General features: G+C 64.6%; 29 protein-coding genes. 15 read left to right on the top strand and 14 right to left on the bottom strand.

Annotated elements, in window-relative coordinates:
* The first annotated feature begins 18 nt into the window (after window positions 1-18).
* Window positions 19-777, top strand: a complete 759-nt coding sequence (locus P9220_RS06850) for a 3-hydroxyacyl-CoA dehydrogenase (protein WP_309764157.1) — start codon at window positions 19-21, stop codon at window positions 775-777.
* Between the two features lie 12 nt (window positions 778-789).
* Here the strand turns inward: P9220_RS06850 and P9220_RS06845 are convergent, their stop codons facing one another.
* Both P9220_RS06845 and murJ read right to left on the bottom strand, forming a co-directional pair.
* On the bottom strand, window positions 790-1,635 hold the full coding sequence (locus tag P9220_RS06845; RefSeq protein WP_309764156.1) for a SirB1 family protein: 846 nt from the start codon (window positions 1,633-1,635) through the stop codon (window positions 790-792).
* Entirely contained in the window at window positions 1,635-3,185 is a 1,551-nt protein-coding gene (gene murJ, locus P9220_RS06840; protein ID WP_309764155.1) for a murein biosynthesis integral membrane protein MurJ, read from the bottom strand. Before murJ ends, P9220_RS06845 begins: the two co-directional genes overlap by 1 nt.
* A 383-nt stretch (window positions 3,186-3,568) precedes the next feature.
* On the opposite strand from murJ, the gene rpsT reads away from it, so the two are divergent.
* Window positions 3,569-3,847, top strand: a complete 279-nt coding sequence (gene rpsT, locus P9220_RS06835; RefSeq protein WP_309764154.1) for a 30S ribosomal protein S20 — start codon at window positions 3,569-3,571, stop codon at window positions 3,845-3,847.
* A gap of 126 nt (window positions 3,848-3,973) precedes the next feature.
* Here the strand turns inward: rpsT and P9220_RS06830 are convergent, their stop codons facing one another.
* Entirely contained in the window at window positions 3,974-4,315 is a 342-nt protein-coding gene (locus tag P9220_RS06830) for a DUF3579 domain-containing protein (protein WP_309764153.1), read from the bottom strand.
* 541 nt (window positions 4,316-4,856) lie between these two features.
* Between P9220_RS06830 and argF the strand changes: the two genes are divergently transcribed.
* Window positions 4,857-5,786 (top strand): ornithine carbamoyltransferase, encoded by a 930-nt coding sequence (gene argF / locus P9220_RS06825; protein WP_309764152.1) that lies wholly within the window; start codon window positions 4,857-4,859, stop codon window positions 5,784-5,786.
* 28 nt (window positions 5,787-5,814) lie between these two features.
* Here argF and murB read toward each other — a convergent pair whose 3' ends face one another.
* A complete protein-coding gene (gene murB, locus P9220_RS06820; RefSeq protein ID WP_309764151.1) occupies window positions 5,815-6,834 on the bottom strand; it encodes a UDP-N-acetylmuramate dehydrogenase in 1,020 nt (339 codons plus the stop codon).
* A 141-nt stretch (window positions 6,835-6,975) separates the two neighbouring features.
* Here murB and P9220_RS06815 point away from each other — a divergent pair, with 141 nt between their 5' ends.
* The gene (locus tag P9220_RS06815; protein ID WP_309764150.1) at window positions 6,976-7,461 is read left to right on the top strand and encodes a YajQ family cyclic di-GMP-binding protein; all 486 of its coding nucleotides are present in this window, start codon (window positions 6,976-6,978) and stop codon (window positions 7,459-7,461) included.
* 57 nt (window positions 7,462-7,518) lie between these two features.
* Here the strand turns inward: P9220_RS06815 and plsY are convergent, their stop codons facing one another.
* On the bottom strand, window positions 7,519-8,151 hold the full coding sequence (gene plsY / locus P9220_RS06810; RefSeq protein WP_309764149.1) for a glycerol-3-phosphate 1-O-acyltransferase PlsY: 633 nt from the start codon (window positions 8,149-8,151) through the stop codon (window positions 7,519-7,521).
* 36 nt (window positions 8,152-8,187) lie between these two features.
* Entirely contained in the window at window positions 8,188-8,679 is a 492-nt protein-coding gene (gene ybaK / locus P9220_RS06805; protein ID WP_309764148.1) for a Cys-tRNA(Pro) deacylase, read from the bottom strand.
* A gap of 103 nt (window positions 8,680-8,782) precedes the next feature.
* Between ybaK and P9220_RS06800 the strand changes: the two genes are divergently transcribed.
* Window positions 8,783-9,934, top strand: coding sequence for an acyl-CoA dehydrogenase family protein (locus tag P9220_RS06800; protein WP_309764147.1), 1,152 nt, complete (start codon window positions 8,783-8,785; stop codon window positions 9,932-9,934).
* Window positions 9,935-9,936: 2 nt separating this feature from the next.
* On the opposite strand, the gene xerD is transcribed toward P9220_RS06800, so the two are convergent.
* The 3 genes from xerD to queG are packed head-to-tail and all read right to left on the bottom strand — an operon-like array spanning window position 9,937 to window position 12,579.
* Entirely contained in the window at window positions 9,937-10,866 is a 930-nt protein-coding gene (xerD, locus tag P9220_RS06795; protein WP_309764146.1) for a site-specific tyrosine recombinase XerD, read from the bottom strand.
* Window positions 10,863-11,345 (bottom strand): methylated-DNA--[protein]-cysteine S-methyltransferase, encoded by a 483-nt coding sequence (locus P9220_RS06790; protein ID WP_309764145.1) that lies wholly within the window; start codon window positions 11,343-11,345, stop codon window positions 10,863-10,865. The genes xerD and P9220_RS06790 overlap by 4 nt, the downstream gene beginning before the upstream one ends.
* Window positions 11,338-12,579, bottom strand: a complete 1,242-nt coding sequence (gene queG / locus P9220_RS06785) for a tRNA epoxyqueuosine(34) reductase QueG (RefSeq protein ID WP_309764144.1) — start codon at window positions 12,577-12,579, stop codon at window positions 11,338-11,340. The genes P9220_RS06790 and queG overlap by 8 nt, the downstream gene beginning before the upstream one ends.
* An 18-nt stretch (window positions 12,580-12,597) precedes the next feature.
* Between queG and tsaE the strand changes: the two genes are divergently transcribed.
* Entirely contained in the window at window positions 12,598-13,182 is a 585-nt protein-coding gene (tsaE, locus tag P9220_RS06780; RefSeq protein ID WP_309764143.1) for a tRNA (adenosine(37)-N6)-threonylcarbamoyltransferase complex ATPase subunit type 1 TsaE, read from the top strand.
* Window positions 13,164-14,687: an N-acetylmuramoyl-L-alanine amidase gene (locus P9220_RS06775; protein ID WP_309764142.1), complete on the top strand. Its 1,524-nt coding sequence runs from the start codon at window positions 13,164-13,166 to the stop codon at window positions 14,685-14,687. The genes tsaE and P9220_RS06775 overlap by 19 nt, the downstream gene beginning before the upstream one ends.
* 52 nt (window positions 14,688-14,739) lie before the next feature.
* Here the strand turns inward: P9220_RS06775 and P9220_RS06770 are convergent, their stop codons facing one another.
* Both P9220_RS06770 and P9220_RS06765 read right to left on the bottom strand, forming a co-directional pair.
* Window positions 14,740-15,621 carry an EamA family transporter gene (locus P9220_RS06770; protein WP_309764141.1) on the bottom strand — a complete coding sequence of 294 codons (882 nt, stop codon included), beginning with the start codon at window positions 15,619-15,621 and terminating at the stop codon, window positions 14,740-14,742.
* Between the two features lie 172 nt (window positions 15,622-15,793).
* Window positions 15,794-16,084 (bottom strand): hypothetical protein, encoded by a 291-nt coding sequence (locus P9220_RS06765; protein WP_309764140.1) that lies wholly within the window; start codon window positions 16,082-16,084, stop codon window positions 15,794-15,796.
* 191 nt (window positions 16,085-16,275) lie between these two features.
* On the opposite strand from P9220_RS06765, the gene P9220_RS06760 reads away from it, so the two are divergent.
* Both P9220_RS06760 and trxA read left to right on the top strand, forming a co-directional pair.
* A complete protein-coding gene (locus P9220_RS06760; protein ID WP_309764138.1) occupies window positions 16,276-17,175 on the top strand; it encodes a pirin family protein in 900 nt (299 codons plus the stop codon).
* Between the two features lie 86 nt (window positions 17,176-17,261).
* A complete protein-coding gene (trxA, locus tag P9220_RS06755; protein ID WP_309764137.1) occupies window positions 17,262-18,110 on the top strand; it encodes a thioredoxin in 849 nt (282 codons plus the stop codon).
* A gap of 63 nt (window positions 18,111-18,173) precedes the next feature.
* Here the strand turns inward: trxA and P9220_RS06750 are convergent, their stop codons facing one another.
* Window positions 18,174-19,016: a tRNA threonylcarbamoyladenosine dehydratase gene (locus P9220_RS06750; protein WP_309764136.1), complete on the bottom strand. Its 843-nt coding sequence runs from the start codon at window positions 19,014-19,016 to the stop codon at window positions 18,174-18,176.
* 280 nt (window positions 19,017-19,296) lie between these two features.
* Between P9220_RS06750 and pdxH the strand changes: the two genes are divergently transcribed.
* The 3 genes from pdxH (at window position 19,297) to P9220_RS06735 (ending at window position 22,326) form a co-directional block, all read left to right on the top strand.
* Window positions 19,297-19,938, top strand: a complete 642-nt coding sequence (gene pdxH, locus P9220_RS06745) for a pyridoxamine 5'-phosphate oxidase (RefSeq protein WP_309764135.1) — start codon at window positions 19,297-19,299, stop codon at window positions 19,936-19,938.
* Between the two features lie 109 nt (window positions 19,939-20,047).
* Window positions 20,048-21,262 (top strand): cyclopropane-fatty-acyl-phospholipid synthase family protein, encoded by a 1,215-nt coding sequence (locus tag P9220_RS06740; protein WP_309764134.1) that lies wholly within the window; start codon window positions 20,048-20,050, stop codon window positions 21,260-21,262.
* 53 nt (window positions 21,263-21,315) lie between these two features.
* Entirely contained in the window at window positions 21,316-22,326 is a 1,011-nt protein-coding gene (locus tag P9220_RS06735) for a DUF72 domain-containing protein (RefSeq protein WP_309765408.1), read from the top strand.
* A 16-nt stretch (window positions 22,327-22,342) separates the two neighbouring features.
* On the opposite strand, the gene msrA is transcribed toward P9220_RS06735, so the two are convergent.
* On the bottom strand, window positions 22,343-22,903 hold the full coding sequence (gene msrA / locus P9220_RS06730; RefSeq protein WP_309764133.1) for a peptide-methionine (S)-S-oxide reductase MsrA: 561 nt from the start codon (window positions 22,901-22,903) through the stop codon (window positions 22,343-22,345).
* A 283-nt stretch (window positions 22,904-23,186) separates the two neighbouring features.
* Between msrA and P9220_RS06725 the strand changes: the two genes are divergently transcribed.
* Window positions 23,187-23,699 carry a flavin reductase family protein gene (locus P9220_RS06725; protein WP_309764132.1) on the top strand — a complete coding sequence of 171 codons (513 nt, stop codon included), beginning with the start codon at window positions 23,187-23,189 and terminating at the stop codon, window positions 23,697-23,699.
* A 16-nt stretch (window positions 23,700-23,715) separates the two neighbouring features.
* On the opposite strand, the gene P9220_RS06720 is transcribed toward P9220_RS06725, so the two are convergent.
* Window positions 23,716-24,222 (bottom strand): Lrp/AsnC family transcriptional regulator, encoded by a 507-nt coding sequence (locus P9220_RS06720; protein WP_309764131.1) that lies wholly within the window; start codon window positions 24,220-24,222, stop codon window positions 23,716-23,718.
* A 133-nt stretch (window positions 24,223-24,355) separates the two neighbouring features.
* On the opposite strand from P9220_RS06720, the gene kynB reads away from it, so the two are divergent.
* Entirely contained in the window at window positions 24,356-24,982 is a 627-nt protein-coding gene (gene kynB, locus P9220_RS06715) for an arylformamidase (protein ID WP_309764129.1), read from the top strand.
* A gap of 26 nt (window positions 24,983-25,008) precedes the next feature.
* On the top strand, window positions 25,009-26,259 hold the full coding sequence (kynU, locus tag P9220_RS06710; RefSeq protein ID WP_309764128.1) for a kynureninase: 1,251 nt from the start codon (window positions 25,009-25,011) through the stop codon (window positions 26,257-26,259).
* Window positions 26,260-26,265: the final 6 nt, after the last annotated feature.

Genomic DNA, 26,265 nt, shown 5'->3' with positions numbered 1-26,265 from the left:
CTACTAAGGAGACGAAGCATGGAGATGAAAGACAACGTCGTTCTGATTACCGGCGGCGCGTCGGGCCTGGGCGCGGCCACGGCGCGTCTCGTCGCGGCGAACGGCGGCAAAGTCGTGCTTGCCGACATGAACGAGGAAGCGGGCGTCGCCCTCGCGCGCGAACTGGCCGGCGAATTCGTGAAGTGCGACGTGAGCCAGGAAAACGACGCGCAGCAAGCCGTCGATGCCGCGACGAAACTCGGCACGCTGCGCGGACTCGTGAACTGCGCGGGCATCGCGCCGGCATCAAAGACGGTCGGACGCGACGGGCCTCATCCGCTCGACCTGTTCAGCAAGGTCGTCGCGGTGAATCTGATCGGCACCTTTAACATGATCCGGCTCGCGGCCAACGTGATGTCGAAGAACGAGCCGAACGGCGCGGGCGAGCGCGGCGTGATCGTGAACACGGCATCGGTGGCGGCGTATGACGGGCAGATCGGCCAGGCGGCCTATGCGGCGTCGAAAAGCGGGGTCGTCGGCATGACGCTGCCCATCGCGCGCGATCTGTCGAGGAGCGGCATACGCGTGATGACGATTGCGCCGGGCATCTTCGAGACGCCAATGCTGCTCGGCATGCCGCAGGACGTGCAGGATGCGCTCGGCGCGATGGTCCCGTTCCCGCCGCGGCTCGGCAAGCCGGACGAATACGCGATGCTCGTGAAGCAGATCTTCGACAATCCGATGCTCAACGGTGAAGTGATCCGCCTGGACGGCGCGATCCGCATGCAGCCGAAGTAAGCCGAAGGCGCGTCAGTCGTCGTCGTGCTGCGCGCGCTGGCGAAGCTCGTGCAGCTCCGATTCGACGATGGTCGCGTCTTCCGCGTCGGGGCGGTCTTCGAGATATCGCGCGAGGTCTTCGAGCGCCGGCCGCAGATAATCGAGCCGGGCATACGCGAACCCGCGGTCGCGCACTTCCTCGATGCTGCCGGGCAGCACGATCACGAGCCGCTGCTGCACGGCGAGCAGGCGCTGCCAGCGCTCCGTCTGCAAGTAGATGCTCTTCAGATTGCGCAGCATCCGCGCGACAATCTCGCGGCGCGTCGCCGGCTGCAGCAGCCCGCGCAACGCGCTGCCGATGGATTCGCCCGCGCGCTGCACATACGGCTCGAGCATTTCCACCATCTGCGCTTCGGAAAGCGTCTGACCCGTCGTCGGGTCGAGCATCAGATCGCTGTCGGGCGTCGTGACGCGTAACAGGAAATGACCCGGAAACGACACGCCGCGCACCGGCAGGCCAAGCTGCTCGGCCATTTCCAGATAAATCACCGCAAGCGAAATAGGAATGCCGCGGCGACGGCGCAACACCGCGTTCAGATGGCTGTTGTCCGGGTCGTAGTAATCATTCAGATTGCTGGAGAAGCCCAGCTCGCGGAAGAAATAACGATTGAGCGCGTCGACTTTCTGACGGATATCGGCGTCGTCAGGCATGCGGCGGCGGGCCCGGACGACCAGTTCATCCATCTCCGCGAGCACCGCCTGCATGTCGAGGTCGGGATACGCATCCTGCGCCAGCGACAAAGCGGCCTCCGTGAGCGGCAGACTTTCGTCGTCCGCCATCAGCGAGGAGAAGTAGTCGAGGATGCGCGTCGTTGTCATCAAAGCGTGCGTCTCTTGAAATAGGCGTACTTGAAGCCCATCGCGCACAGAATACCGAAATATAGCGCCGCGAACAGAACCAGGCTTGCTCCGAGCAGCACGATTCGTGCAAACGGCGTCGCGCGCATGCCGATCCAGTCGAAGTTCAGCGACACCCAATGCATTGCGCCCGCGAGCACGAGACACGCGCCGGTCAACTGCACGAAAAAGCGCATCCAGCCCGGCGACGGCCGGTAAATCTCGCGACGGCGCAGGCCCACGAACAGCAGGAACGCGTTGGCGAGCGCGCCGAGGCCGATCGACAGCGTGAGCCCCGCGTGCGAGAAGATCGGCACGAAGATGTAATTGCTGACCTGCGTCATGATCAGCACGCCGATGGCGATCTTCACCGGCGTCTTGATGTCCTGCTTCGCGTAGAAACCGGGCGCGAGGATCTTGATCAGAATCAGGCCGATCAGCCCGATGCCGTACGCCGACAGCGCGCGTCCGACCATCACGACCGAATGACCGTCGAACTTGCCGTAGTGGAAGAGCGTCGCGGTGAGCGGCTGCGCGAAGAAAAACAGCGCGACCGCGCTCGGCGCGGCGAGCAGAAAGGTGATGCGCAGGCCCCAGTCGAGGAGCGCGGAATATTCGACGGCGTCGGCATCGACGTGCGCCTTCGACAGACTCGGCAGGAGGATGGTGCCGAGCGCCGCGCCGAGCAGCGCAGTCGGGAATTCCATCAGCCGGTCGGCATAGTTGATCCACGACACCGCGCCCTGCCCGATATTCGACGCGATGTTCGTGTTGATGATGAGACTCAGCTGCCCGACGGACACCGCGAACGTCGCGGGCACCATCTTCGCGAGCACGCGCTTCACGCCGGGATGCGCCAGCGCGCGGCGGAAGTTGAGCCCGACGTGCGGCATCATGTCGATCTTCCTGAGCCCCGGCAGTTGCACGAGCAATTGCAGCACGCCGCCCGCGATCACCGCATAGGCGAGCGCGTAGACCGGCATCTTCAGGTGCGGCGCGACGAACACGGCCGCGACGATGAACGCCACGTTGAGCAGCACCGGCGCGAAAGCCGGCAGCGAGAACTGCTTGTACGTGTTGAGCACGCCCGAGGCGAGCGTCGTCATCGAGATGAAGACGATGTACGGGAACATGATGCGCGTCATCTCGACGGCGAGCGGATAAGCGCCGCCATCGTGCTTCAGCCCCGACGCGACCGCGAACACGACCCAGCTCGCGCCCGCCATGCCCGCGAGCGACAGCACGACCAGGCCCCATGTCAGCACGGTCGACATCGCGTCGACGAGCGCCTTGGTCGGGTCGTGACCCTTGCTGTTCTTGAACTCGGCGAGGATCGGCACGAACGCCTGCGCGAACGCGCCTTCCGCGGAGAGGCGCCGCAGCAGGTTCGGAATGCGGAACGCGACGTAGAACGCGTCGGTGTAGAGACTGGCGCCGAAGGCACGGGCGATCAGCGTTTCGCGGATCAGGCCGGTCACGCGCGACAGCAGCGTGAAGCCGCTGACCGTCAGGAGGGCTCGGAATAGATTCATGGGGCGCTTATTATACGGGCCACGCATGACCCTCCCCCGCAACGCTGGCGTGCGAGTCCGCGAGTTTGACGGATTGCACCAAATCCGTCGCCGGGCGGGGACACTGCCGCGAAGATAGTCCGCGCTTGTCACATCTCGTATCGGCTTGCTATAATCGCGGGTTTCGAAGCTCCGTTTCGCCATTTTGTGTCGAACGCGAGGTGCCTTCACGGTCTCGCAAGGGCCGTACGGGTATCGTTTCAGTACCGCTTTAACGTTTCGGGGCAATCGTTCCCCGGATTTCAGATCAAGGCAGCGCGCATCGTTCACCGCTTCCGGCCACCGCCGGGCAACCGGTGAAGCCGCTCCGGCAAGTAACAGCAGAAACAGGACAAGGAACCGTCATGGCAAATACCGCACAAGCTCGCAAGCGCGCCCGTCAGGCCGCCAAAGCCAACTCGCACAACTCGGCGCTGCGCTCGAAGTTCCGCACGGCCATCAAGGCAGTTCGCAAGGCAATCGATGCCGGCGACCAAGCCAAGGCTGCCGAAGTGTTCAAGTCGTCGGTCAAGACGATCGACATCATCGCGGACAAGAAGATCGTCCACAAGAACAAGGCCGCTCGTCACAAGAGCCGCCTGGCTGCAGCCATCAAGGGTCTGCAGGCTCCCGCAGCCCAGTAATTCCGGCTCGCGTCCGGCGTATGCCTCCATTGGGGGGCGTTCGCCGGAACGGCTTCCTGTTTCCGCTGCGCAGTAACGAAAAAGCCCGCTTTCGCGGGCTTTTTTGCGTCCGTCCGACCTTTTCGGTCAGCCTTTCGGCGGCGTCGCGGTCTGCGTGCCGTGATGCGGCGGCAATTCGCACGCTTCCGTCACCTGCAGGTCGTTGTCCTTCGCGAAGTTCAGCACGAAGTCGAAAGCCATCGGCTCGATCTCGCGCAGGCGCGAATCGAGAATGACGACCTTGATGTCGCCGATCATCGTCGGGCGCACGTAGATGGAATACTGCAGGCGCGCATTCGGCCCCTTCGCTTTCGGACCATACGCCGACATGACACCGCACAGGCGCTCCGACCAGTCGCTCGGGCGAAACTTTCGCCCGTTCTTGGTAATGCCTTGAATGAAGTACTGGGTCGGGGATGATTCAGCCATGTAGCAATACCTTTTGTCGGCCGGTGGCGGCACCGGCGAATGCACACGCTCGACGCGGGACCCGCGCGGCCCGCACGCAATGACGCCGGGCGATGCTTTGCGATACAGCCCGAAGAAGACCGTTCACGCCCGCGGCACGATGGCGGACTCGGCAGCACGGCGGATTCGCATGTGCCGAGGGAATGCAGCGGACCTCTTGCGAGTGTCGCCGGCTGAGCGCGAGAAACGGTGTTGAGCCGGTGCTGAGCCGGTGCTGAGCCGTTACTGAGTGTTGCAGAGTTGATGAAACAAGCGGCAGCGATTATACCGCAGCCCCCTCTTTTCCGCAGCGCACACGCGTGCGGGAACCAGCACAAACCCGGCGGAAAGCCCCGTGCGCCGGACGTGTCGCACGAACATCCGCCTTTCGGCGAGCCTCGTAAAAGTTCGCAAAATCCTTTATGCTCAAACGCGATACCCACTCCGACGGCGGCGCCGCCCGGTCTGGCGACGCTCGTTATCCACGGTGCGCAGCCGGTTCGAAGCCGCCGCTTGCGTTTTCATGACCGCCAAGAAAATTCGCCACTATCTTCAGTTCAAGGACTTTTCGCTCGACGACTACGAGTACGTGCTCGAACGCGCCCGCATCCTGAAGCGCAAGTTCAAGAACTACGAGACGTACCATCCGCTGCACGATCGCACGCTCGCGATGATCTTCGAGAAAAGTTCGACGCGCACGCGCCTGTCGTTTGAAGCCGGCATCTTCCAGCTCGGCGGCCACGCGGTGTTCATGAACACGCGCGACACGCAACTCGGCCGGGGCGAGCCGATCGAGGATTCGGCGCAGGTCATCTCGCGCATGGTGGACATCATCATGATCCGCACGTTCGGGCAGGACATCATCCGGCGTTTTGCCGAGAGTTCGCGCGTGCCGGTCATCAATGGGCTGACCAACGAGTACCATCCGTGCCAGGTGCTCGCCGATATCTTCACGTACTACGAACATCGCGGGCCGATTCACGGCAAGACCGTCGCGTGGGTCGGCGACGCCAACAACATGCTGTACACGTGGATCGAAGCTGCGCAGATTCTCGGCTTCAAACTGCGCCTGTCGACGCCGCAAGGCTACAAGCTGGATCGCGCGCTGGTATCGGAGGATAGCGCCCCGTTCTACGAGGAATTCGACGACCCGAACGAAGCCTGTCAGGGCGCGGACCTCGTCACGACGGACGTCTGGACCAGCATGGGCTTCGAAGCGGAAAACGAGGCGCGCATGAAGGCGTTCGCCGACTATTGTGTCGATGCAGAGATGATGGCGCGCGCCCATCCCGATGCGCTTTTCATGCATTGCCTGCCCGCGCATCGCGGAGAGGAAGTGAGCGCGGACGTCATCGACGGCACACAGAGCGTGGTCTGGGACGAGGCGGAAAATCGCCTGCACGTGCAGAAGGCGCTCATGGAATATTTGCTGCTCGGCAAGCTGAACCACTGAGCCGCAGGCTCCGGCGAGAACCCCGGGCTCAGAGGCAGACTGGCTCCATTTCCAGTTCCACGCCGAAGCGCGCGAGCACATCGCGCTTGATCGCTTCGGCGAGTTCGATCACTTGCGCACCGGTTGCATTGCCGCGATTCACGAGCACGAGCGCCTGCCGCTCGTGCACCGCCGCCCCGCCGATGCCGCGCCCTTTCCACCCGCAACGGTCGATCAGCCATCCGGCGGCGAGCTTCACCTGACCATCGGCCTGACGGTACGACACGATGCCCGGCTCGCGCGATTGCAGCGATTCGAACGCATCCGCGCTGACGACCGGGTTCTTGAAGAAGCTCCCCGCGTTACCCAGCACGGTCCAGTCGGGCAGCTTCGCGCGACGCACGGCGATGACCGCATCGAAGATTGCCTGCGCGTCGCAAGTCGATGCGCCTTCCAGCGCGCGAGCGACATCGGCGTAATCGGCGCGCGGCGTCCACGCTTTCGGCAGCCGGAAGACGACCGACGTAATCACGAATTGCCCGCGCCCCGCCCGCTTGAAGAAGCTGTCGCGATAGCCGAACGCGCACGCGTCGCGGTCGAAATCGGCGTGCGCGCCGGTCGCCAGTTCAATCGCGTGAAGGCGTTCGAAGCGCTCGCCCATTTCGAGGCCATACGCGCCGATGTTCTGAATGGGCGCCGCGCCGACCGTGCCCGGAATGAGCGCGAGGTTTTCGAGGCCCGGCATGCCGTGTGCGAGCGTCCACGCGACGAACTCGTGCCAGTTCTCACCTGCGCCCGCTTCGACGAGCCACGCGTCGCCGTCCTCGCCGATCACGCGTTTTCCCATGATGCCGACGATCAGCGCGACGCCGTCGAAATCGCACGTCAGCACGATATTGCTGCCGCCGCCCAGCACGAGCTTCGGCAGGCCGGCGATGCGCGCATCGTGCGCCAGTGCGGCGGCGGCATCGACCCTGTCGATTCGCATCGCGTGACGCGCACGCACGTCGAAGCCGAATGTGTTGTGCGGCCGCAGGGAGTAATCCGCGAGTAGTTGAGCGTGGGGCATGGGATACCGCGTGGAGAAGCCGGGAAACGCGCGCAGTCTTGGGGAAATCCAAGGCGCGTCGGTAGAATGACGTCAGGTCCGTGATTATAGCGATTGCGCGAGCCGCTACTGGGCGCTCGCCTCAAGCAAGGGGAAAAACAGATGCCATCGTTTGACGTCGTCAGCGAAGCAAACATGATCGAAGTGAAGAACGCCATCGAGCAGTCCAACAAGGAAATCTCGACGCGCTTCGACTTCAAGGGTTCCGATTCACGCGTCGAGCAGAAGGAGCGCGAACTGACGCTCTACGCCGATGACGACTTCAAGCTCGGCCAGGTCAAGGACGTGCTGCTGTCGAAGCTGGCGAAGCGCGGCGTCGACGTGCGGTTCCTCGACTACGGCAAGCAGGAGAAGATTGGCGGCGACAAGCTCAAGCAGGTCGTCACGATCAAGAAAGGCGTCTCGGGCGATCTCGCGAAGAAGATCGTCAAGATGGTGAAGGACAGCAAGATCAAGGTGCAGGCGAGCATTCAGGGCGACGCCGTGCGCGTGACCGGCGCGAAGCGCGACGACTTGCAAAGCACCATCGCGCTTTTGAAGAAGGACGTGACGGACACGCCGCTCGACTTCAACAACTTCCGCGACTAAGCGGGTTCGCTGCGCATCAAGGAAGAAAGCCGTTCCGCGCAATGCGGAACGGCTTTTTTATTCGGCGGCCGCCGCCTTTTTCTTGTCGCCGATCCGGCTTTCCTTGCCCGCGATCAGCTTCGAAATGTTCGCGCGATGCCGCCAGACGAGCAGCACGCTCATCGCCAGCACGGCGAGCGAGACGCGGCTCGGCCCGAACAGGAACGCCTGAAACAGCGGCGCGAACACGGCCGCGACGAGCGCCGCGAGCGACGAATAGCGGAAGAAGAACGCGATGATCAACCAGGTCAGCAGCGTCGCGAGCCCGAGCACCGGATGAACCGCGAGCAGCACGCCCGCCGCCGTCGCGACGCCCTTGCCGCCCTGGAACCGGAAGAACACCGGGTACAGATGCCCGAGGAACACGGCGATCGCCGAGAGCGCGACGACCGTGGCAAGCCCGGTCGCATCGAGGCCGTAACCCGCGCCGAAATGCCCGACGAGCCACACGGGCAGCCAGCCCTTGAACGCATCGCCGAGAAGCGTCAGGATCGCCGCGCGCTTGTTGCCGGTGCGCAGCACATTGGTCGCGCCGGGATTGCCCGAGCCGTAGGAACGCGGATCGGCGAGGCCCATCGCACGACTCACGACGACGGCGAACGAAACCGAGCCGATCAGATAGGACGCGACGGCGACGATCAGATAAATCATGTTGTCTCTTGTGTCTTGAAAAGCGCGGTCAGCATTCTAATCGACGCTCGCGCACTGCACGGGCTTTGCATCGAGCAGTGCGGTGAGCACCGCCGGATCGAGGCTCACGAGATACCCGCGCCGCCCGCCGTTCAGATAGATGGTGCCGAGTTCGAGGATGCTCGATTCGACGTACACGGGCATCGCTTTCTTCGTGCCGAACGGCGACGTCCCGCCGACGAGATAGCCCGAATGCCGGTTCGCCACGTCGGGCTTGCACGGCTCGATGCGCTTCGCGCCCGTCTGGCGCGCCAGGTTCTTGGTGGAAACGGTGCGGTCGCCGTGCATCAGCACGATGAGCGGCTTCGCGTGCTCGTCTTCCATCACGAGCGTCTTGACGACGCAATGCTCGTCCACGCCGAGTTGCCGCGCGGACTCTTCGGTGCCGCCGTGTTCGACGTAATCGTAAGGGTGCTCGCCGAACGCCACCTTGTGACGGCGCAGGAATTGCGTCGCGGGCGTTTCGGAGACGTGTTTGCATTTCGACATGGACGCATTGTAGCGGCGCGCCCGGCGGCTCACCATCGGCCTTTCGGCCAGGTGGTCGAATGCGCGCGGGTGTCGTACGATCGTTCGCCAGGAGGACATCGCCATGATCCGCGACACCGAAACGCAAACGCTGCTTGAAGACTCCATCCGCCGATTCGTTCGCGAAAAGCTCGTGCCGCGCGAAAGCGAAGTCGATGAAACCGACGCCATCCCCGCCGATGTCATCGACGCAATGCGGGACATCGGCATGTTCGGGCTCACGATACCCGAGGAGTACGGCGGGCTCGGTCTCACGATGGAAGAGGAAGTACGCATTGCGTTCGAACTGGGCCAGACATCGCCGGCGTTTCGCTCGGTGATCGGGACCAACAACGGCATCGGCTCGATCGGCATTCTGCTCGACGGCACCGACGAACAGAAGGCGCACTATCTGCCGAAGCTCGCGGCCGGAGAACTGATCGGCTCGTTCTGCCTGACGGAGCCGGATTCTGGCTCGGATGCCGCGTCGCTCAGGACGACCGCGAGAATGGACGGCGACGCCTACGTGCTCAACGGCACGAAGCGCTACATCACGAACGCGCCGGAAGCCGGCATCTACACGGTGATGGCCCGCACGAGCGATGCGAAGGGCGCGAGCGGCATTTCTGCGTTCATCGTCGAGCGCGACACGCCGGGGCTCGCGCTCGGCAAGCCCGATCGCAAGATGGGCCAGCGCGGCGCGCACACGAGCGATGTCGTCTTCGAGAACTGCCGCGTGCCGGCGAAGCAACTGATCGGCGGCGTGGAAGGCGTCGGCTTCAGGACGGCGATGAAGACGCTCGACAAGGGACGCATCCACATCGCGGCAATCGCCGTGGGCGCAGCGAAGCGCATGTTGCGCGACGCCCTCGCCTACGCGATGGAGCGCCGCCAGTTCGGCCAGCCCATTGCGGAATTCCAGCTCGTCCAGGGCATGCTCGCCGACAGCAAGGCCGAGCTCTACGCCGCCGAATGCATGGTGCTCGATGCCGCGCGCCGCCGCGACGAGGGCCGCGATGTCTCCATCGAGGCGTCGTGCGCGAAGTACTTCGCCACGGAAATGTGCGGGCGCGTCGCGGACCGCGCGGTGCAGGTGCATGGCGGCGCGGGGTACATCGCGGAGTACGGCATCGAGCGGTTTTATCGCGACGTGCGGCTCTTCCGGCTTTACGAAGGCACGTCGCAGATTCAGCAGGTGATCATCGCGCGGGGGCTCATGCGCGGCGCGGAAATCTGAGCCTAGCCGCGCGGATGATGCTCGCGATGCAGCTTCTGCAGCCGCTCGCGCGCCACGTGCGTGTAGATCTGCGTCGTCGAAATATCGGAGTGGCCGAGCAGCAGTTGGACCACGCGCAAATCCGCGCCGTGATTGAGCAGATGCGTCGCGAACGCGTGACGCAGCGTGTGCGGCGACAGCGGCGCGTGCACGCCGCCGTTCAGCGCATGGCGCTTGATGATGTTCCAGAACTGCTGGCGCGTCATGCCTTCGCCGCGCGCGGTGACGAAGAGCGCATCGGCGGCGCGCGCGCCGAGCAGCGCCGGACGCGATTCGCGCAGATATCGCGCGATCCAGCCGTGCGCCTCTTCGCCGAACGGCACGAGGCGCTCCTTCGAGCCCTTGCCCATCACGCGGACGACACCCTCGTTGAGACCCAGCTCGACGGTCTTCAGCGTGACGAGTTCGGTCACGCGCAGGCCGCTCGCGTACATCAGTTCGAGCATCGTGCGATCGCGCAGGCCGAGCGGCGTGTCGATATCGGGCGCGCCAAGCAGCGCTTCCACTTGCGCTTCGTTGAGCGTCGACGGAAAGCGCGGCGGCTGCTTGGCCGACCGCAGCTTGAGCGTGGGGTCGGCGCTCGCGCGATGTTCACGCATCGCCCACGCGTAGTAGCGGCGGAACACCGAAAGCCGCCGGTTCGCGGAGGTCGCCTTGTCGCCGCGGCGCGCGGCCATGTAGCCGTTCATGTCGGCTTCGCTGGCGGCGTCGATGGATGCGCCGCGCGTCTTCGCGAGCCATTCGGCGAAGAGCCGCAAGTCGCGCCGATAGGCATCGAGTGAGTTTTTCGCGAGCCCGTGCTCGAGCCACAAGGCATCGCAGAAGAGATCGATCGCATCGCTGCTCGCGATCAGTTCAGGCGTTTGCAGTTCTTCAGTGATTGCGCTCGTCATCCGATCGATACACCTTCATGCGCCAGCAGCCAGCGCTTCACGTCGCGATAAAAGCCGTCGCCGGGATGATGCGCGAATCCGCCGATTCCGCCCGAGCCCACGACCCGGTGGCACGGTATCACGATCGGCAGCGGATTGGAGCCGCACGCTTGCCCGACCGCGCGCGGCACGCTGCCGATTTCGCGAGCGAGCTGTCCGTAGGTCCAGACCTGTCCCGCCGCGATTGCGCCGATGCCGCGCCACACGCGCTGTTGAAACGCGGTGCCGCCGATGGCGAGCGGAAGATCGAAACGCATCGCAGATGCATCGAAGTAACGGCGACTCTGCGTCGCGGCTTCCTGTGCGAGCGCGTTCACCGGATCGACGTTCGGCATGTCGTGCGGCAGATAGACGATCTCGCGCACGAAGGCATCGTCGGCGCGGATGCCGACCTTGCCGAACGGCGCGCCGATGACCGCGTCGAATGGCGCTTCATTCATGCTTGTCTCCTTGCGCGAGCGCCCAGCGCACGTGTTCGCGCACGAGTTCGGAGTCATCGTCCGCGCGTGCAAGCAACGCCCCGACGATCGCCTGGCGGTCCCGCGCATCGATCGATGCATCGCGCAACGCGTTGCCCATCGCCACGGCGATATTGCGCAGCCATCGCTCGTGACCGATGCGCCGGATCGCGCTGCCCTGCATGCGCGTGTCGAAGTCATCGGCGCTCCACGCGAACAGTTCGACGAGCGTCGCGCGATCGAGCCCATGCCGCACGTCGAAGTCCGCGACCGGCGCGGCCTGCGCGAACTTGTTCCACGGACAGACGAGCTGGCAATCGTCGCAGCCGTACACGCGATTGCCGATCAGCGGCCGCATGTCTTCCGGGATGCTGCCGTGCAGCTCGATCGTCAGATACGAAATGCAGCGCCGCGCATCCACGCGATACGGCCCGATGATCGCCCCGGTCGGACACGCGCCGATGCAGCGCGTGCATTGCCCGCAATGCGCGCCGTCGTGCTCGGGTTCGGGATCGACTGGCAGCGGCAGATCGACGTAAATCTCGCCGAGAAAGAACAGCGAACCGGCATCGCGATCGAGCAGCAGCGTGTGCTTGCCGCGCCAGCCGTTGCCCGCCTTCTGCGCAAGCGCGACTTCGAGCACCGGCGCCGAATCCGTGAACGCGCGATGTCCGAACGCGCCGATTTCCGCTTCGATGCGCTCGGCCAACTGCTGCAGCCGGTTGCGCATGACCTTGTGATAATCGCGGCCGCGCGCGTAGAGGGATACGTTGGCCTGCGCGGGCTGCGCGAGCCGTTTCCATTCGATCGCGCGCCAGTCGTTCTTCTGACCGTCCGCTGTCGCGACACTTTCATCGCCTGTCGAAGCAAGCGTCGCGGCGGGCAGATAGGCCATGCGCGCGGTGATGACTCGTCGCGTGCCGGCCACAAGGTCGGCCGGCCTCGCGCGTTTCATCCCATGTTTGGCCATATAATCCATCTCGCCGTGATAGCCTGCTTCGAGCCAACTGGCGAGGCCCTCCTCGGCGTCCGTCAGGTCGGTATCACTGATGCCGACCGCACCGAATCCCAACTCGCGCCCCCACGCCTTGATGCGCTGCGCGAGTTCAGCCAGCGCTGCCTCGTCGCTTTCCAGGCGATGCAAGGCGCGCGGCACGACGGCGGCGTCGCTCGCCGCGGTCGTGACTTCATCGGAGTGTTCCGGCAATCGGTTCATCACGACATTTTACGAGCAATGCCCGAAAGCCCCGCACCATCGACATCCGATTCACCCGCCGCGCTCATGGAACGCCGCTTCGAATTGCGCGACGAAGCCGCGACGCTCGCGTTCGGCGAGCGCTTCGCACGCGCCATCGGCGAGACGCGGGCTTCGGCCTCGTCTGAACCATTCCACGGCTTGCAAGTCCAGTTGATCGGCGACCTCGGCGCGGGCAAGACCACGCTCGTGCGCGCGACGCTGCGCGCACTCGGTCATGCGGGCCGTGTGAAGAGTCCCACGTACACACTCGTCGAGCCGTATTCGCTCGATGCGCCAGGCGGCCCGCTCGACGTGTATCACTTCGATCTCTATCGCTTCGCCGATCCGGCCGAATGGGCCGACGCCGGATTTCGCGAGTACTTCGACCGGGGCGCGTTGTGCCTCGTCGAATGGCCGCAGCAAGCGGGCGGCTTGCTCGGCGTGCCGGACCTCGTTTTCTCGCTGACGCTGCCGGACAACGGCATCGCGCGAGCAGAAACGACGCAGGCGAACGAAGAAGGCCGCGTGCTGACCGCGCGGGCGTTTAGCGAAACAGGAAAGACATGTCTCGAAAGATGCTGATCAAGCCGTTCCAATCGATCGAATCGAGCGCAGGCGCGCCGCACAACTGGCGCCGGCGCCAGGTGCTGCGCGCGGGCGCATCGACGCTCGTGCTCGCGCTGGTCGGGCCGAAGCTCGCGCACGCGAGCTCCGTGCTCGGCGTGCGGGTGTGGCCGGCGCGCGATTACACGCGCGTGACCATCGAATCGGATCAGCCGCTTACGAACAGCAACCAGTTGCTTCAGGGTCCGGACAGGCTCGTCGTCGATCTGAACGGCATCGATCTCGACCAGGCGTTGCGCGAGCTCGTCTCGAAGATCACGCCGAACGATCCGCAGATTCAGGCGGTCCGCGTCGGTCAGTATCAGCCGCATGTCGTGCGGATGGTGTTCGATCTGAAGGGCTCCGTGAAGCCGCAGGTGTTCACGCTCGGGCCGATCGGCAGTTACAAGTATCGGCTCGTGTTCGACCTGTACCCGGCCGTCGCGCCCGATCCGCTGATGGAGTTGCTCGCCCAGACCGAGCGCAAGCAGGAAGCGTTCGACCGCGCCAATCCGAATCCGTCCACGCCGCCGCCCGCCACGCTCTCCGGTCCCGCGACCACGCAGAAACCGCTCGCGGAGGATTCGACCGACGAGTTCTTCCAGAAGTACGCGAAGGGCGATATGTCGAACGACACGCAAGCGCCGGCGGCGCCTAAACCCGCGCCCTCGATGCCGAAGCCGCGCGTCGCGCCGCCGGTCATCGCGAAGAAGGACGACGACGACAACGACCAGTACGCGTTCTCCGCACCGAAGCAGGACCGCTCCGGCACCACGCGCCTTCTGACCGTGGCCATCGATCCGGGACACGGCGGCGAGGACCCCGGCGCGATCGGCGGCAACGGCACGTACGAGAAGCATATCGCGCTCGATATCGCGAAGAAACTGCGCGCGAAGATCGACGCCCAGCCGAACATGCGCGCGATGATGACCCGCGATGCCGACTTTTTCGTGCCGCTGAACGTGCGCGTGCAGAAGGCGCAGCGTGTAGGCGCGGACCTGTTCGTCTCGATTCACGCGGACGCGTTCACCACGCCGTCGGCGCGCGGCTCGTCGGTGTTCGCGCTGTCGGAGCATGGCGCATCGAGCGCGGCGGCGCGCTGGATGGCGACCAAGGAGAACGCGTCGGACCAGGTTGGCGGCATCAACGTGAAGACGCAGGACGCGAGCGTGAGCCGCGCCCTCTTCGACATGTCGACGACCGCGCAAATCCGCGACTCCATGCGTTACGGCAGCTTCGTGCTGAACGAGATCGGCGGCATCAACAAGCTGCACAAGGGATCGGTCGAGCAGGCAGGATTCGCTGTGCTGAAGGCGCCGGATATTCCGTCGATCCTCGTCGAAACCGCGTTCATCAGCAATCCGGACGAGGAAGCACGCCTGAACGACGACGCCTATCGCGACAAGATGGCCAACGCGATCATGAAGGGCATCAAGCGGTATTTCGCCGCGAATCCGCCGCTCGCAAAGAGCCGCATGACCTGACGCGCGGTGCGTTGCGGTCGATGACGGGCGCATCCGTGCGCCCGCCTGACGACTACCGCGCCGCCGACGCGAACCGCTGCACGATCCGCCCGCCGAACACGTTGACCGCCAGCCCCGCCATCACGAGCGCCGCGCCGGCGATTTCCATCGCAGTCATTCCTTCGTCGAGAAACAGCGCCGCCGACGCGAGCCCGATGACCGGCACGAGCAGTGAGAACGGCGCGACGTGCCCCGCCGGATAGCGCGCGAGCAGCTTGCCCCACAGGCTGTAGCCGACGAGCGTCGCGATGAACGCGAGATAACAGACCGCCAGCACCGACACGAGCGGAATCGACGCGAGACTCGATTCGATGCGCGCCGGGCCTTCGAAGATCAGCGACAGCACGAGGAAGGGCAACGGCGGAATCAGGCTCGCCCACACCACGAGCGACAGCAAGTCCACCTTGCCCATGCGCTTCGTCGCGACGTTGCCGAGCGCCCACATCGATGCTGCGCCGAGGGTGAAGAGAAAGCCGGTGAGCGTCATCGCCTGGCCGCCGTGCATGCCGATCAGCGCGAGCCCCGCCGCCGCGATCAAGAGGCCGATCACGTTCGCCGCGCGGATGCGCTCGCCGAGAAACATCGCGGCCAAGATCAGCGTGAAGAACGCCTGCGCCTGAAGCACGAGCGACGCGAGGCCCGCCGGCATCCCGACGGACATGCCATAGAAAAGCAGCGCGAACTGCCCGAGCGAGATGGTGAGACCGTAGGCGAATAGCCATCGCAGCGGAATCTGCGGGCGCTTCACGAAGAATGCGGGCAATGCCGCGAGCGCAAAACGAAGCGCGCCGAGCAGCATCGGCGGGACGCCATGCAGCCCCAGCTTGATGACGACGAAGTTCACGCCCCACGCAAAAATGACCACCGTTGCAATCAGCAAATCTCTGGGCGACATCGCCGTTCCCCTCGTTCGGTGCGCCTCATGCGCAATCGGACGAGTGTAGCGAAGGGCGCGCGCAACGGATTGTGAAAACCTGCGGTCGGTGCGGAATTGGCGAGACCTATGCGAAAAGCGCCCGCACCGCCTGACGGCGCGGGCGCTCGCAGCCTTCTCAGACGAAAAACCCTTACTTGCTCTGGCCGGACTCGGTTGCCGAGTTGTTGCCCGTTTCGGCTTCCGGCGTCTTCTTGGTCGCCGCCGACGACTGCGTGCCGTGCTTGCGCGCCTTGTGGTGCTTCTTGGTCGTGGTGCCGGTCGAACCCGTTCCCGCCGATGCGTCGCCCTGGGTGGCCGTCGAAGTGTCGCCGCCCATTGCAGCCGACGAGTTGCCCGACGAGGTCTGTGCGAACGCGCCCGTGGCGGCCGTTGCAGTGAAAAGGCCCGCGGTGATGGCGATCAACAGCTTGTTCTTGCTCATTGTTTCCCTCTCCTATCAAGATTGCGCGACCTGCACGCAGCTTCAAAAAGCGCGGCCGGTCAGGACCGCACGGAACTTCGAAAGGTGTGGCGCGCGCCCGAAACGCCGGGCAATGCGCGGCTTCCCGGCCACCGGTAGAATCGGCGATTCAGGTGCGCCATTCCGGCGCCGCCATTCTTCGGTGAACCGCCATGTCCTCGACGATTCGCGCGCAGTTGAAACCTCATCAACACGACGTCGGCGGTCTCATGGTGAGACGCGTGCTTCCCGCGCTCGCTGCGCGCACCGTCGGACCTTTCATCTTTTTCGACCACATCGGACCCGCAACCCTCGTGCCCGGCAAGGGCCTCGACGTGCGGCCGCATCCGCATATCGGACTGGCCACCGTCACGTATCTGTTCGACGGCGCGATCATGCATCGCGACAGCGTCGGTTCCGTGCAGAAGATCGTTCCCGGCGACGTCAACTGGATGACCGCGGGGCGCGGCATCGTCCATTCGGAACGCACGCCCGACGAAGAGCGCGCGAGCGGCCAGACGATGCACGGCATCCAGACGTGGGTCGCGCTGCCGGTCGCGAGCGAGGAAGTCGAGCCGTCGTTCGAGCACCACGCGGCCGCCACGCTGCCCCAGATCGAGCGCGGCGGCGTCACCTTGCGCGTGATCGCGGGCACCGCGTTCGGCGCGACAGCCCCGACGCGCACCTTCTCGCCGACGCTCTATGTCGCCGCGCACTTTGCGCCGGGCAGCGAGCTCACGCTCGACGCGGAGCACGAGGAACGCGGCGTCTATCTCGTCGATGGGGATCTGTCGGTCGACGGCGTCGCCGTTGCGCCGCAGCAGATGTCCGTGCTGACGTCCGGCGCGGCCGTGCAGCTCACGAGCACGAGCGGCGCAGTCGTGATGCTGCTCGGCGGCGCGCCGCTCGACGGCACGCGCTTCATCGAATGGAACTTCGTGTCCAGTTCGCGGGACAAGATAGAAGCCGCCAAGCTCGCCTGGAGCGAGCAGCGCATGGGCGAGGTTCCGGGAGAGACCGAGTTCATCCCGTTGCCGCCGCCGCGCCGCGAAGCGCGCGCGCCGGAAGCATGAACCATTGAGACTTGCCCCATTGAGACATCCGCCGCGCGTCCCCAACTAGGATGTCGAGACCAATCGCAAGCATGAGGAGAAAACGCATGGACACAACCCTTGCCACATTCGAGAACGATGTCATCAACGCGTCGATGCTCGCGCCGGTCCTCGTCGATTTCTGGGCCCCCTGGTGCGGTCCCTGCAAGACGCTCGGCCCGATGCTGGAAAAGCTCGAGGCGGAAGCCGGCGGTAAATGGAAGCTCGTCAAGGTGAACGTCGACGAGAATCAGGAGCTTGCCGGGCACTTCCAGGTGCGCAGCATTCCGCACGTGATCGCGTTCGCGGACGGACGGCCGGTCGATCAGTTCATCGGCGTGCTGCCTGAAGGCCAGTTGCGCGCGTTCCTCGACAAGCTCGTGCCGGACGGTGCGGACGCCGAACGCCGCGCCGCGCACAATGCGTGGGCGACAGGCCAGCGCAAGGAAGCGATCGACCGCATCAAGGCGGCGCTCGCGCTCGATCCCGGTTACGACGACGCGCGCCTCGACCTGATCGAATGGCTGCTCGCGGAGCGGCGTATCGACGAAGCGAAGGACGAGGACAAGCTGCTTTCGCCGAAGACGACGCAAGGCATCGACGCACGCTACAACGCGCTGAAAACGGAAATCGACGCCGCCGAAGCGGCAGCGGAACTCCCGCCCGCCGACGCGCTGATCGACGCGGTGAACGCCAATCCCGACGATCTCGACGCACGCTTTGCGCTCGCGAACCGGCTGATCGCGGGCCGCGACTATTCAGGCGCGCTCGAGCATCTGCTGGCGATCGTCGAGCGCGACCGCGCCTTCATGGACGATGTCGGCCGCAAGACAATGCTGTCCGTGTTCGAACTGGCGTCGAATCAGCCCGATCTCGTGTCGCACTGGCGGCGCAGGTTGAGTGCCGCGATCAACTGACGCGCGAGTGAAACGCAAACGGCCAGCTAAAAAAGCTGGCCGTTTTTGCATTCGAGTTCGCGATCACGCCGCGCGCTTCGCCAGTTCCCTGAGCACGAACGCCGCCGCCGCAAAGCCGAAACTCGCGGTCACGCAAACACTCGATCCGAACCCCGCGCAGTTGAGCCCGACCGGCCCCGCGTAGTTCGCGCCCGTCTCCAGATGCTCCGCGCCCTCGCTGATATCGCAAGCGGGAGCGTCGGGGTAAATGAGCGGCTCGTCCGAATACACCGCGCTCACCTTGAAGCGCGACTTCGGCCCTCGCGGGAAGCCGTGCTGCTTGCGCAACTGGCCGCGCACCTTGGACAGCAACGGGTCCTGAATGGTGAGCGCGAGATCGTCGATGCGAATGCGCGTCGGATCGAGTTGTCCGCCCGCGCCGCCGACCGTGATGAGCGGCTGCTTGCGCGCCACGCACCACGCAATCAGCGCGGTCTTGGTGCGCACGCTGTCGATCGCATCGACGATGAAGTCGAAGCCGCCGCCGAGCGTTGCATCGAAGTTGCCGGGCTCGACGAAATCCTCGACCTGCCGCACATCGCACGCGGGATCGATCAGCGCGATGCGCTCGGCCATCGCGCCGACCTTCGCCTTGCCGTAGTTGCCGTCGAGCGCGTGAATCTGCCGATTCGTGTTGCTTTCGGCGACGTTGTCGAGGTCGATCAGCGTCAGCGTGCCGACCGCGCTGCGGGCCAGCGCCTCGGCCACCCACGACCCGACGCCGCCGATGCCGATGACCGCGACATGTGCGCGTTCGAATGCGGCGAGCGCACCGCCGCCATACAAACGCGCGATGCCGCCGAAACGCCGCTCGCGGTCGGCGGAGTCTTCGACGGACAACATGGCGGCGGGATCAGGTGAGGTCATGGCGTTCGCGGAAAATGGGTGACGGACGCAAACGCCCGCCCGTCAAGGCTTACAGGCGGCTGTCGATGCACAAAAGTTCGCAGTCCGTTCATGCAAAGTACGGCCGAATTGCGTATTCTGCCTTATCGATACCGAAGCCGTGATAGCCGCGCCCGATGTCATCGAAGGAATGTGTCTTCAGAATTCGATGCCTTGACGCCGGTCATTGCAAGCCCGGCGTAATCGGGGCAAGAACGTATCACCTTGGCTATACTGACGCGACTGTAGCGTTTGCATAAAAATGACGACCTTAGCAGACCTTCGTAAGAACTATTCGCGCGGCGCGCTGGACGCCGCCGACGTCGATCCCAACCCGGTGCGCCAGTTCGAGACCTGGTTCGCCCAGGCGCTCGACGCCAGACTGCCCGAACCCAACGCGATGACGCTCGCCACCGTCGACGCACGAGGCCGCCCGTCCGCGCGCATCGTGCTGATCAAGGGCGTCGACGAGCGCGGCTTCGTTTTTTTCACCAATTACGATAGCCGCAAGGGCCGCGAGCTCGCCGGAAATCCTGCGGCAAGTCTGCTGTTTCACTGGATCGAACTCGAGCGCCAGGTGCGCATCGAGGGCACGGTCGTGAAAACGAGCGACGAAGAAAGCGACGCGTATTACGCATCGCGTCCGCTCGGCTCGCGCATCGGAGCGTGGGCATCGGACCAGAGCCAGCCGCTCGACAGCCGTGAAACGCTCGAAGCGCGCGAGCGCGAGATGACCGCGCGATACGGCGACGCGCCGCCGAGACCGCCGCACTGGGGCGGCTACCGGCTCGTGCCCGAGACGATCGAGTTCTGGCAGGGCCGGCCGTCGCGGCTGCATGACCGCATCGTCTATACGCGCGACAGCGCCGGCGGCCCGTGGCGCATCACGCGGCTCGCACCATAAGACAAGCACGCCGGCAGGCTGCGCAGCAGGCCCGGCCGGCGCAACACGCGGCAACGAACATGGAGGCGCGAGCCTTCACCTTGGATTTTCTTAGCGCGGAGAAACAAGCATGTTCTGGGAGAAGAAGCTGACGCAATGGGTTGACGAGGTGCGCGAAAGGGCCAACTTGCCCGCGCGCCTCGTGCTGTGGGACGGACAGCAGCACGACTTCGGCAGCTTCGCCGCCCCTCAGGTGACGCTGCACGTGAAAAGCGCGACCGCACTGCCCTACCTGCTGGAGCCGAGCCTCGACAATCTCGGTGAGGCGTACGTGAAGGGCAAGATCGATATCGAGGGCAAGCTCTCGGACATCATCGACATCGGCTATTCGCTCGCGAAGAGCACCGTCACCAGCGCCGGGAAGCTCGCCCGCGTGCGACGCTACTTCAATCACTCGAAGGCGTCCGACAAGAAAGCCATTCAGTACCACTACGACGTGTCGAACGAGTTCTACCAGCTCTGGCTCGACAAGAACATGGTGTACTCCTGCGCATATTTTGAGAATGGCGACGAAGACCTCGCCACGGCGCAACTCAAGAAAATCGACCACATTCTCACCAAGATTCAGGTGCAGCCGGGCCACCGCCTGCTCGATATCGGCTGCGGCTGGGGCGCGCTCGTCATTCGCGCGGCGCAGAAGTTCGGCGCGAAATGCGTGGGCGTCACGTTGTCGGAAAACCAGTACAAGCTCGCGACCCAGCGCGTGAAGGATGCCGGTCTCGAAGACCAGATCGAGATCCGGATACAGGATTATCGCGATGTGCCGGGACAGTTCGACCGCATCACGAGCGTCGGCATGTTCGAGCATGTCGGGCGCAAGAATCTTCCGGACTACTTCGCGCGCATTCGTGAGCTGCTCGTCGATGACGGCGTGGCGATGAATCACGGCATCACCTCGTCCGATGCCGATAGCGGCGAGACATCGCTAGGCGGCGGCGAGTTCATCGACAAGTACGTGTTTCCGGACGGCGAGCTGCCGCATATCAGCCTCGCACTCGAAAGCATGCAGCGCGGCGGGCTGGAGGCCGTGGATGTCGAGAGCCTGCGGCGTCATTACGCCCATACGCTCGACCTGTGGGCCGACAACTTCGAGGCGCATGCGGAAGAAGCGAGAAAGCTCGTCGATGACGAGAAGTTCCGTATCTGGCGCGTCTATCTGGCGGGTTGCGCGTATGCGTTCGAGAACGACGACGTCTCGATCTATCAGGTCGTCTGCCGCAAGGCCGGACGTAGCGCGAAGACGCTGCCGTGGTCACGGCGGTACATCTACGAGAAGCCGCTCTGAACCACGAAGAAACGCTGATCGACGCAGGCGCGGACGACGACGAACAGTTCGATCTGTTCGGTTGTGACGCGCCCGCGCCTGTTGTCGCCGCGAAGAAGCGTGGCGTGCAGGCCGCGGCTCCCCGGCCGGAACTGGAAGCGCTCGCGCGGCGGCTGCCATCAGCCGTGCATCTGGGCACATCGACTTGGTCGTTTCCGGGCTGGCGCGGCATCGTCTATGGCGATGACTATTCGAACACCAGACTGTCCCGCGACGGCCTCGCCGCCTACGCCGCGCATCCGCTGCTGAAGACCGTGTCGATCGACCGCTCCTTCTACGCGCCGCTGTCGCTCGCCGAATATGCGCGCTATGCATCGCAGGTGCCGGAGCATTTTCGCTTCATCGTGAAGGCGCCCGCCTCCGTCACCGACGCCTTCGTGCGCGGCGAACGGGGCGCGCCCGGCGCCGACAATCCCGCCTTTCTCGACGCGCGCATCGCTATCGACGAGTTCGCGACGCCGTGCATCGGCGGACTGGGTGCGAAGGCCGGCGCGCTCGTGTTTCAGATTCCGCCGCTGCCGGACGCGATGATCGTCGAGCCGTCGCGTTTCACCGATCGGCTCGCGACCTTCCTCGCCGCGCTGCCTCCGCTCGCAGGCGATGCCTGCCATGCCGTCGAACTTCGCGACGCGGTCATGCTCACGCCCCGCTTCATTCGCACGTTGCGCGAATCGAACGTGCGGTACTGCATCGGCGTGCATGCGCGGATGCCGGATGTACGCCGGCAAGCGAAGGCGCTCGCGCTGCTGGATGAAGAAAAGACGGGACCGCTCGTGGTGCGCTGGAGCCTGCACAGCGGCTTCAAGTACGAACAGGCGAAGGCGAAGTACGAGCCGTTCGACAGAATCGTCGACGAAGACCTCGACACGCGGCAGGCGCTCGCTGAACTGGCCGCGCAATATGCCATCGCGGGCCAGCCGGTCGTGATCGCCGCGAACAACAAGGCGGAAGGCTCCGCGCCGCTCACGTGTTTCGAGCTTGCGCGCGGCATCGCCGAAGAATGCGAGCGCGCGCGGTCGAACTAACGCGGCGTCAGGCCTGTCACGCCTTCAGCCGATGCGCGAACTTCTTGCGGAACTTCGCCACCTTTGGCCCGACGACCGCCGCGCAATAACCCTGATTCGGATGCTGCGCGAAGAAGTTCTGGTGATACGCCTCGGCGGGATAATAGTCGTCCGCGAGCGGCGTGACTTCAGTGACGATCTTGCCACCGTACACGTCCTCGCGCTGCAACTCGTCTATCACGTCGAGCGCAATCTTGCGCTGTTCGTCCGAATGCGTGAACACGGCCGAGCGATACTGCGCGCCGACATCGTTGCCCTGGCGATTGAGCTGCGTCGGATCGTGCGTCGCAAAGAAAATCTCCAGAATCTCGCGATAGCCAATGACATCCGGATCGAATACGACCCTGACCACTTCCGCGTGGCCCGTATCGCCTTCGCAGACCTGCTCGTACGACGGATTCACCACCTGCCCGCCCGCATAGCCGGATTCCACGGAATGCACGCCTTCGACCGCGAGAAACACGGCTTCGGTGCACCAGAAACAACCGCCGCCGAGCGTCGCGGTTTCGAGTCTCCCCTGCGCGTTTTGCTGAGTCATGCTTGGCTCCTCTCAATGCATGCGGCCGGGCCGCGGACCACTCATATGGTTGCGCGCGGCCGCTATTCAATGACGACGAGCTTAACCGCGATTGCAAAGCGGCGTCGCCCACACTGTCCGTACTGGCTTATGGCGGCTTGCTGCGTCCGATTCCGCTAGAATCGACACAAATCTACAGCTTTTTTATGCCTTCAGAAAAAGTCGTTCCGACTCATGCGCGACGCGCGGCCGGCTCGGTTGCACACGACATACTCGACCGTACATTCGCCCGCCCAGTTGCCAAATGACACGCGCCAAAGCCCCGAATTTCGACCCGACAGCCTTTCGCGCCGCGCTCGGCCAGTTCGCGACCGGCGTGACCGTCATCACGACGCGCACGGATTCCGGCCAGCTGATCGGCATCACCGCGAGTTCGTTCAATTCGGTTTCGCTCGATCCGCCGCTCGTGCTGTGGAGTCTCGCGACGCGCTCGGCGTCGATGCCGGTGTTCCGCGCGAATAGCCATTACGTGGTGAACGTGCTGGCCGCCTCGCAGATCGACCTTTGCCGGCGCTTCGCGACGGTCAAGGGCGACCGTTTCGCCGGCGTCTCGCACGCCGCGGGCGACACCGGCATGCCCGTGCTCGACGGCGCGCTCGCCTGGTTCGAATGCCACAACCGCAGCCGCTACGACGAAGGCGACCACGTCATTTTCGTCGGCGAAGTGGAACGCTGCGGCGTGCACGAGAACGCGCCGGAGATCGCGCCGCTCGTCTTTCAGGCGGGGGGATTCCACACGGTCGGACCGCTCGAATAAGCGGCAGCGGCGAAGCTCAGGCGTGCGGCGTACTGCGCGCCGGCTGGTCGATCAACGCGACCGGCACGCCCGCGTCGTCCTTCATTGTCTGCAGCACGATGTTCGAACGAATGTCGATCACGCCCGGCGCCTTGTACAGCTTCGTCAGGATGAAATCGGAGTAGTGCTTGAGGTTGTGCGCGAGCACGCGCAGCACGTAATGCGTGTCGCCGGTGACGACGAACGCGCCGACGACCTCCGGCCATTCGCGCACGGCCGCCGCGAACTTCTCGTGCCAGTTCTCCTGGTCGTTGCGCATTGAAACGTGGACGAACGCCTCCAGTTCGATGCCCAGCCGCTCGCGGTCGAGGCACGCCCGATAACTCGCGATGACCCCTTCCTCTTCGAGCAGCCGCATCCGGCGCAGGCAGGCCGACGGTGAGAGCGAGATGCGCTCCGCCAGGTCCAGGTTGCTGATCCGTCCATCTTCCTGCAGTACCGCCAGAATTCGGCAATCCGTTGCATCGAGCGTGAATCCGGTCACTTTTGAGTCTCCTAGCCCGTTTCATCGAATTATGTTCTAGTCAGAGCGTTTTCGGGTGGTAATTTCGCAATCACTATTCCGTTTCGGACGGCTATGATTTGACGCATATCCACACTTTCTGCTAGGCCGTCCCATGACGCTTTTCGACATCTCCGCGCCGGTCGCCAAGGGCGCCCCGGTCTGGCCGGGCGATACGCCGGTCGGCATCGAGCGCGTCTGGCGGATGGAAGCGGGGTCGCCCGTCAACGTCGCGCGTCTCACGCTTTCACCGCACACCGGCACCCACGCCGACGCACCGCTCCACTACGCCGCCGACGGCGCGCCGATCGGCGAGGTCGCGCTCGATACGTATATCGGCGCGTGCCGCGTCGTGCACTGCATCGGCGCGACGCCGCTCGTGACGCCGGACATGATCGCCGCTTATCTGGACGACACCCCGCCGCGCGTTCTGCTGCGCACCTATGACCGTGCGCCGCTCGACGCGTGGGACAACGCGTTCTGCGCGGTCGCGCCCGAAACCATCGGCTTGCTGGCGGCGAAAGGCGTGCACCTCGTCGGCATCGACACGCCTTCGCTCGATCCGCAGGAGTCGAAAACAATGGACGCGCATCGCCGCATCCGCGCCAATCGCATGGCGATCCTCGAAGGCCTCGTGCTCGATGCCGTCGCGCCCGGCGATTACGAACTCATCGCGCTGCCGCTCAAGTTCACGACGCTCGATGCAAGCCCCGTGCGCGCCGTGCTCCGCACTCTTTCCTGATGATCCGCCAACACATGGACTTTTCGATGAAACATCGTGACGATGCCGCCACGCTCGACCGCGACGAGCCCCTCGCCCCGCTGCGCAAGCAGTTCGCGCTCGCCGACGGCATGATTTATCTCGACGGCAATTCGCTCGGCGTGCCGCCGAGGGCAGCGGCCGCGCGCGCCGCCAGTGTGATCGGCGCGGAATGGGGCGACGGGCTGATCCGAAGCTGGAACGCCGCAGGCTGGTTCGCGCTGCCCAAGCGCCTCGGCAACAAGCTCGCGCCGCTGATCGGTGCAGGCGAAGACGAAGTGGTCGTCACGGACACGATTTCATCGAACCTGTTCAAGGTGCTGTCGGCCGCGCTGAAGCTCGCCAACGAGCGCGATCCGAAGCGCCGGGTGATCGTCTCCGAACGTTCGAACTTTCCGAGCGATCTCTACATTGCGCAGGGGTTGATCGAGCAACTGGATCGCGGCTATGAACTGCGTCTCGTCGATGACGCCGCCAGCTTGCCCGCCGCCATCGACGAGCACACCGCCATCGCGATGATCACGCACGTCAATTACCGCACCGGCGCCATGCACGATATGGCCGCGCTCACCGAGACGATTCATCGCGCGGGCGCGCTCGCGGTCTGGGATCTCGCGCATTCGGCAGGCGCGGTGCCGGTCGATCTGAATGGCGTCGGCGCGGACTATGCGGTCGGCTGCACGTACAAGTATCTGAACGGCGGCCCCGGTTCGCCCGGTTTCGTGTGGGTGCCGAAGCGGCATCAGAACGCGTTCTCACAACCACTGTCCGGATGGTGGGGGCACAAGAAGCCGTTCGAAATGGACCCGGTGTATCGCCCGGACGACGGCATCGCGCGCTTTCTCTGCGGCACGCAGCCGATCGTCTCGATGTCGCTCGTCGAATGCGGCCTCGATGTCTTCCTTCAGACCGACATGCAGACGCTGCGGCGCAAGTCGCTCGCGCTCGCGGATGCGTTCATCGCGCTCGTCGAATCGCGCTGCGCCGGCTTTCCGCTGACGCTCGCCACGCCTCGCGATCACGCGCAGCGCGGCTCGCAGGTGAGCTTCGAGCATCCGCACGGCTATGAAGTGATGCAGGCGCTGATCGCGCGGGGCGTGATCGGCGATTATCGGGAGCCGCGCATTCTGCGCTTCGGCTTCACCCCGCTGTACACGCGCTTCGTCGATGTGTGGGACGCCGTCGAAGTGCTGCGCGATGTGCTCGCGACCGAAAGCTGGCGCGCGCCGGAATTCGCCGAGCGGGCATCGGTGACGTGAGGATCG

Source organism: Caballeronia sp. LZ016, assembly GCF_031450805.1.
In the GTDB taxonomy this organism is placed as follows: Bacteria; Pseudomonadota; Gammaproteobacteria; order Burkholderiales; family Burkholderiaceae; genus Caballeronia.
This window is presented reverse-complemented; position numbering and strand designations above follow the sequence as displayed.

Bases quoted from the DNA above. Each gene is read 5' to 3' on its own strand.
- ybaK (WP_309764148.1), bottom strand. From the start codon at position 8,679: ATGTCGAAATGCAAACACGTCTCCGAAACGCCCGCGACGCAATTCCTG.
- argF (WP_309764152.1), top strand. From the start codon at position 4,857: ATGACCGCCAAGAAAATTCGCCACTATCTTCAGTTCAAGGACTTTTCG.
- P9220_RS06800 (WP_309764147.1), top strand. From the start codon at position 8,783: ATGATCCGCGACACCGAAACGCAAACGCTGCTTGAAGACTCCATCCGC.
- plsY (WP_309764149.1), bottom strand. From the start codon at position 8,151: ATGATTTATCTGATCGTCGCCGTCGCGTCCTATCTGATCGGCTCGGTT.
- pdxH (WP_309764135.1), top strand. From the start codon at position 19,297: ATGACGACCTTAGCAGACCTTCGTAAGAACTATTCGCGCGGCGCGCTG.
- murJ (WP_309764155.1), bottom strand. From the start codon at position 3,185: ATGAATCTATTCCGAGCCCTCCTGACGGTCAGCGGCTTCACGCTGCTG.
- P9220_RS06725 (WP_309764132.1), top strand. From the start codon at position 23,187: ATGACACGCGCCAAAGCCCCGAATTTCGACCCGACAGCCTTTCGCGCC.
- P9220_RS06845 (WP_309764156.1), bottom strand. From the start codon at position 1,635: ATGACAACGACGCGCATCCTCGACTACTTCTCCTCGCTGATGGCGGAC.
- P9220_RS06815 (WP_309764150.1), top strand. From the start codon at position 6,976: ATGCCATCGTTTGACGTCGTCAGCGAAGCAAACATGATCGAAGTGAAG.
- P9220_RS06750 (WP_309764136.1), bottom strand. From the start codon at position 19,016: ATGACCTCACCTGATCCCGCCGCCATGTTGTCCGTCGAAGACTCCGCC.
- murB (WP_309764151.1), bottom strand. From the start codon at position 6,834: ATGCCCCACGCTCAACTACTCGCGGATTACTCCCTGCGGCCGCACAAC.
- trxA (WP_309764137.1), top strand. From the start codon at position 17,262: ATGGACACAACCCTTGCCACATTCGAGAACGATGTCATCAACGCGTCG.
- P9220_RS06760 (WP_309764138.1), top strand. From the start codon at position 16,276: ATGTCCTCGACGATTCGCGCGCAGTTGAAACCTCATCAACACGACGTC.
- tsaE (WP_309764143.1), top strand. From the start codon at position 12,598: ATGCCCGAAAGCCCCGCACCATCGACATCCGATTCACCCGCCGCGCTC.
- P9220_RS06830 (WP_309764153.1), bottom strand. From the start codon at position 4,315: ATGGCTGAATCATCCCCGACCCAGTACTTCATTCAAGGCATTACCAAG.
- kynU (WP_309764128.1), top strand. From the start codon at position 25,009: ATGAAACATCGTGACGATGCCGCCACGCTCGACCGCGACGAGCCCCTC.
- P9220_RS06740 (WP_309764134.1), top strand. From the start codon at position 20,048: ATGTTCTGGGAGAAGAAGCTGACGCAATGGGTTGACGAGGTGCGCGAA.
- P9220_RS06790 (WP_309764145.1), bottom strand. From the start codon at position 11,345: ATGAATGAAGCGCCATTCGACGCGGTCATCGGCGCGCCGTTCGGCAAG.
- P9220_RS06765 (WP_309764140.1), bottom strand. From the start codon at position 16,084: ATGAGCAAGAACAAGCTGTTGATCGCCATCACCGCGGGCCTTTTCACT.
- msrA (WP_309764133.1), bottom strand. From the start codon at position 22,903: ATGACTCAGCAAAACGCGCAGGGGAGACTCGAAACCGCGACGCTCGGC.
- P9220_RS06770 (WP_309764141.1), bottom strand. From the start codon at position 15,621: ATGTCGCCCAGAGATTTGCTGATTGCAACGGTGGTCATTTTTGCGTGG.
- kynB (WP_309764129.1), top strand. From the start codon at position 24,356: ATGACGCTTTTCGACATCTCCGCGCCGGTCGCCAAGGGCGCCCCGGTC.
- rpsT (WP_309764154.1), top strand. From the start codon at position 3,569: ATGGCAAATACCGCACAAGCTCGCAAGCGCGCCCGTCAGGCCGCCAAA.
- xerD (WP_309764146.1), bottom strand. From the start codon at position 10,866: ATGACGAGCGCAATCACTGAAGAACTGCAAACGCCTGAACTGATCGCG.
- P9220_RS06775 (WP_309764142.1), top strand. From the start codon at position 13,164: ATGTCTCGAAAGATGCTGATCAAGCCGTTCCAATCGATCGAATCGAGC.
- P9220_RS06850 (WP_309764157.1), top strand. From the start codon at position 19: ATGGAGATGAAAGACAACGTCGTTCTGATTACCGGCGGCGCGTCGGGC.
- queG (WP_309764144.1), bottom strand. From the start codon at position 12,579: ATGAACCGATTGCCGGAACACTCCGATGAAGTCACGACCGCGGCGAGC.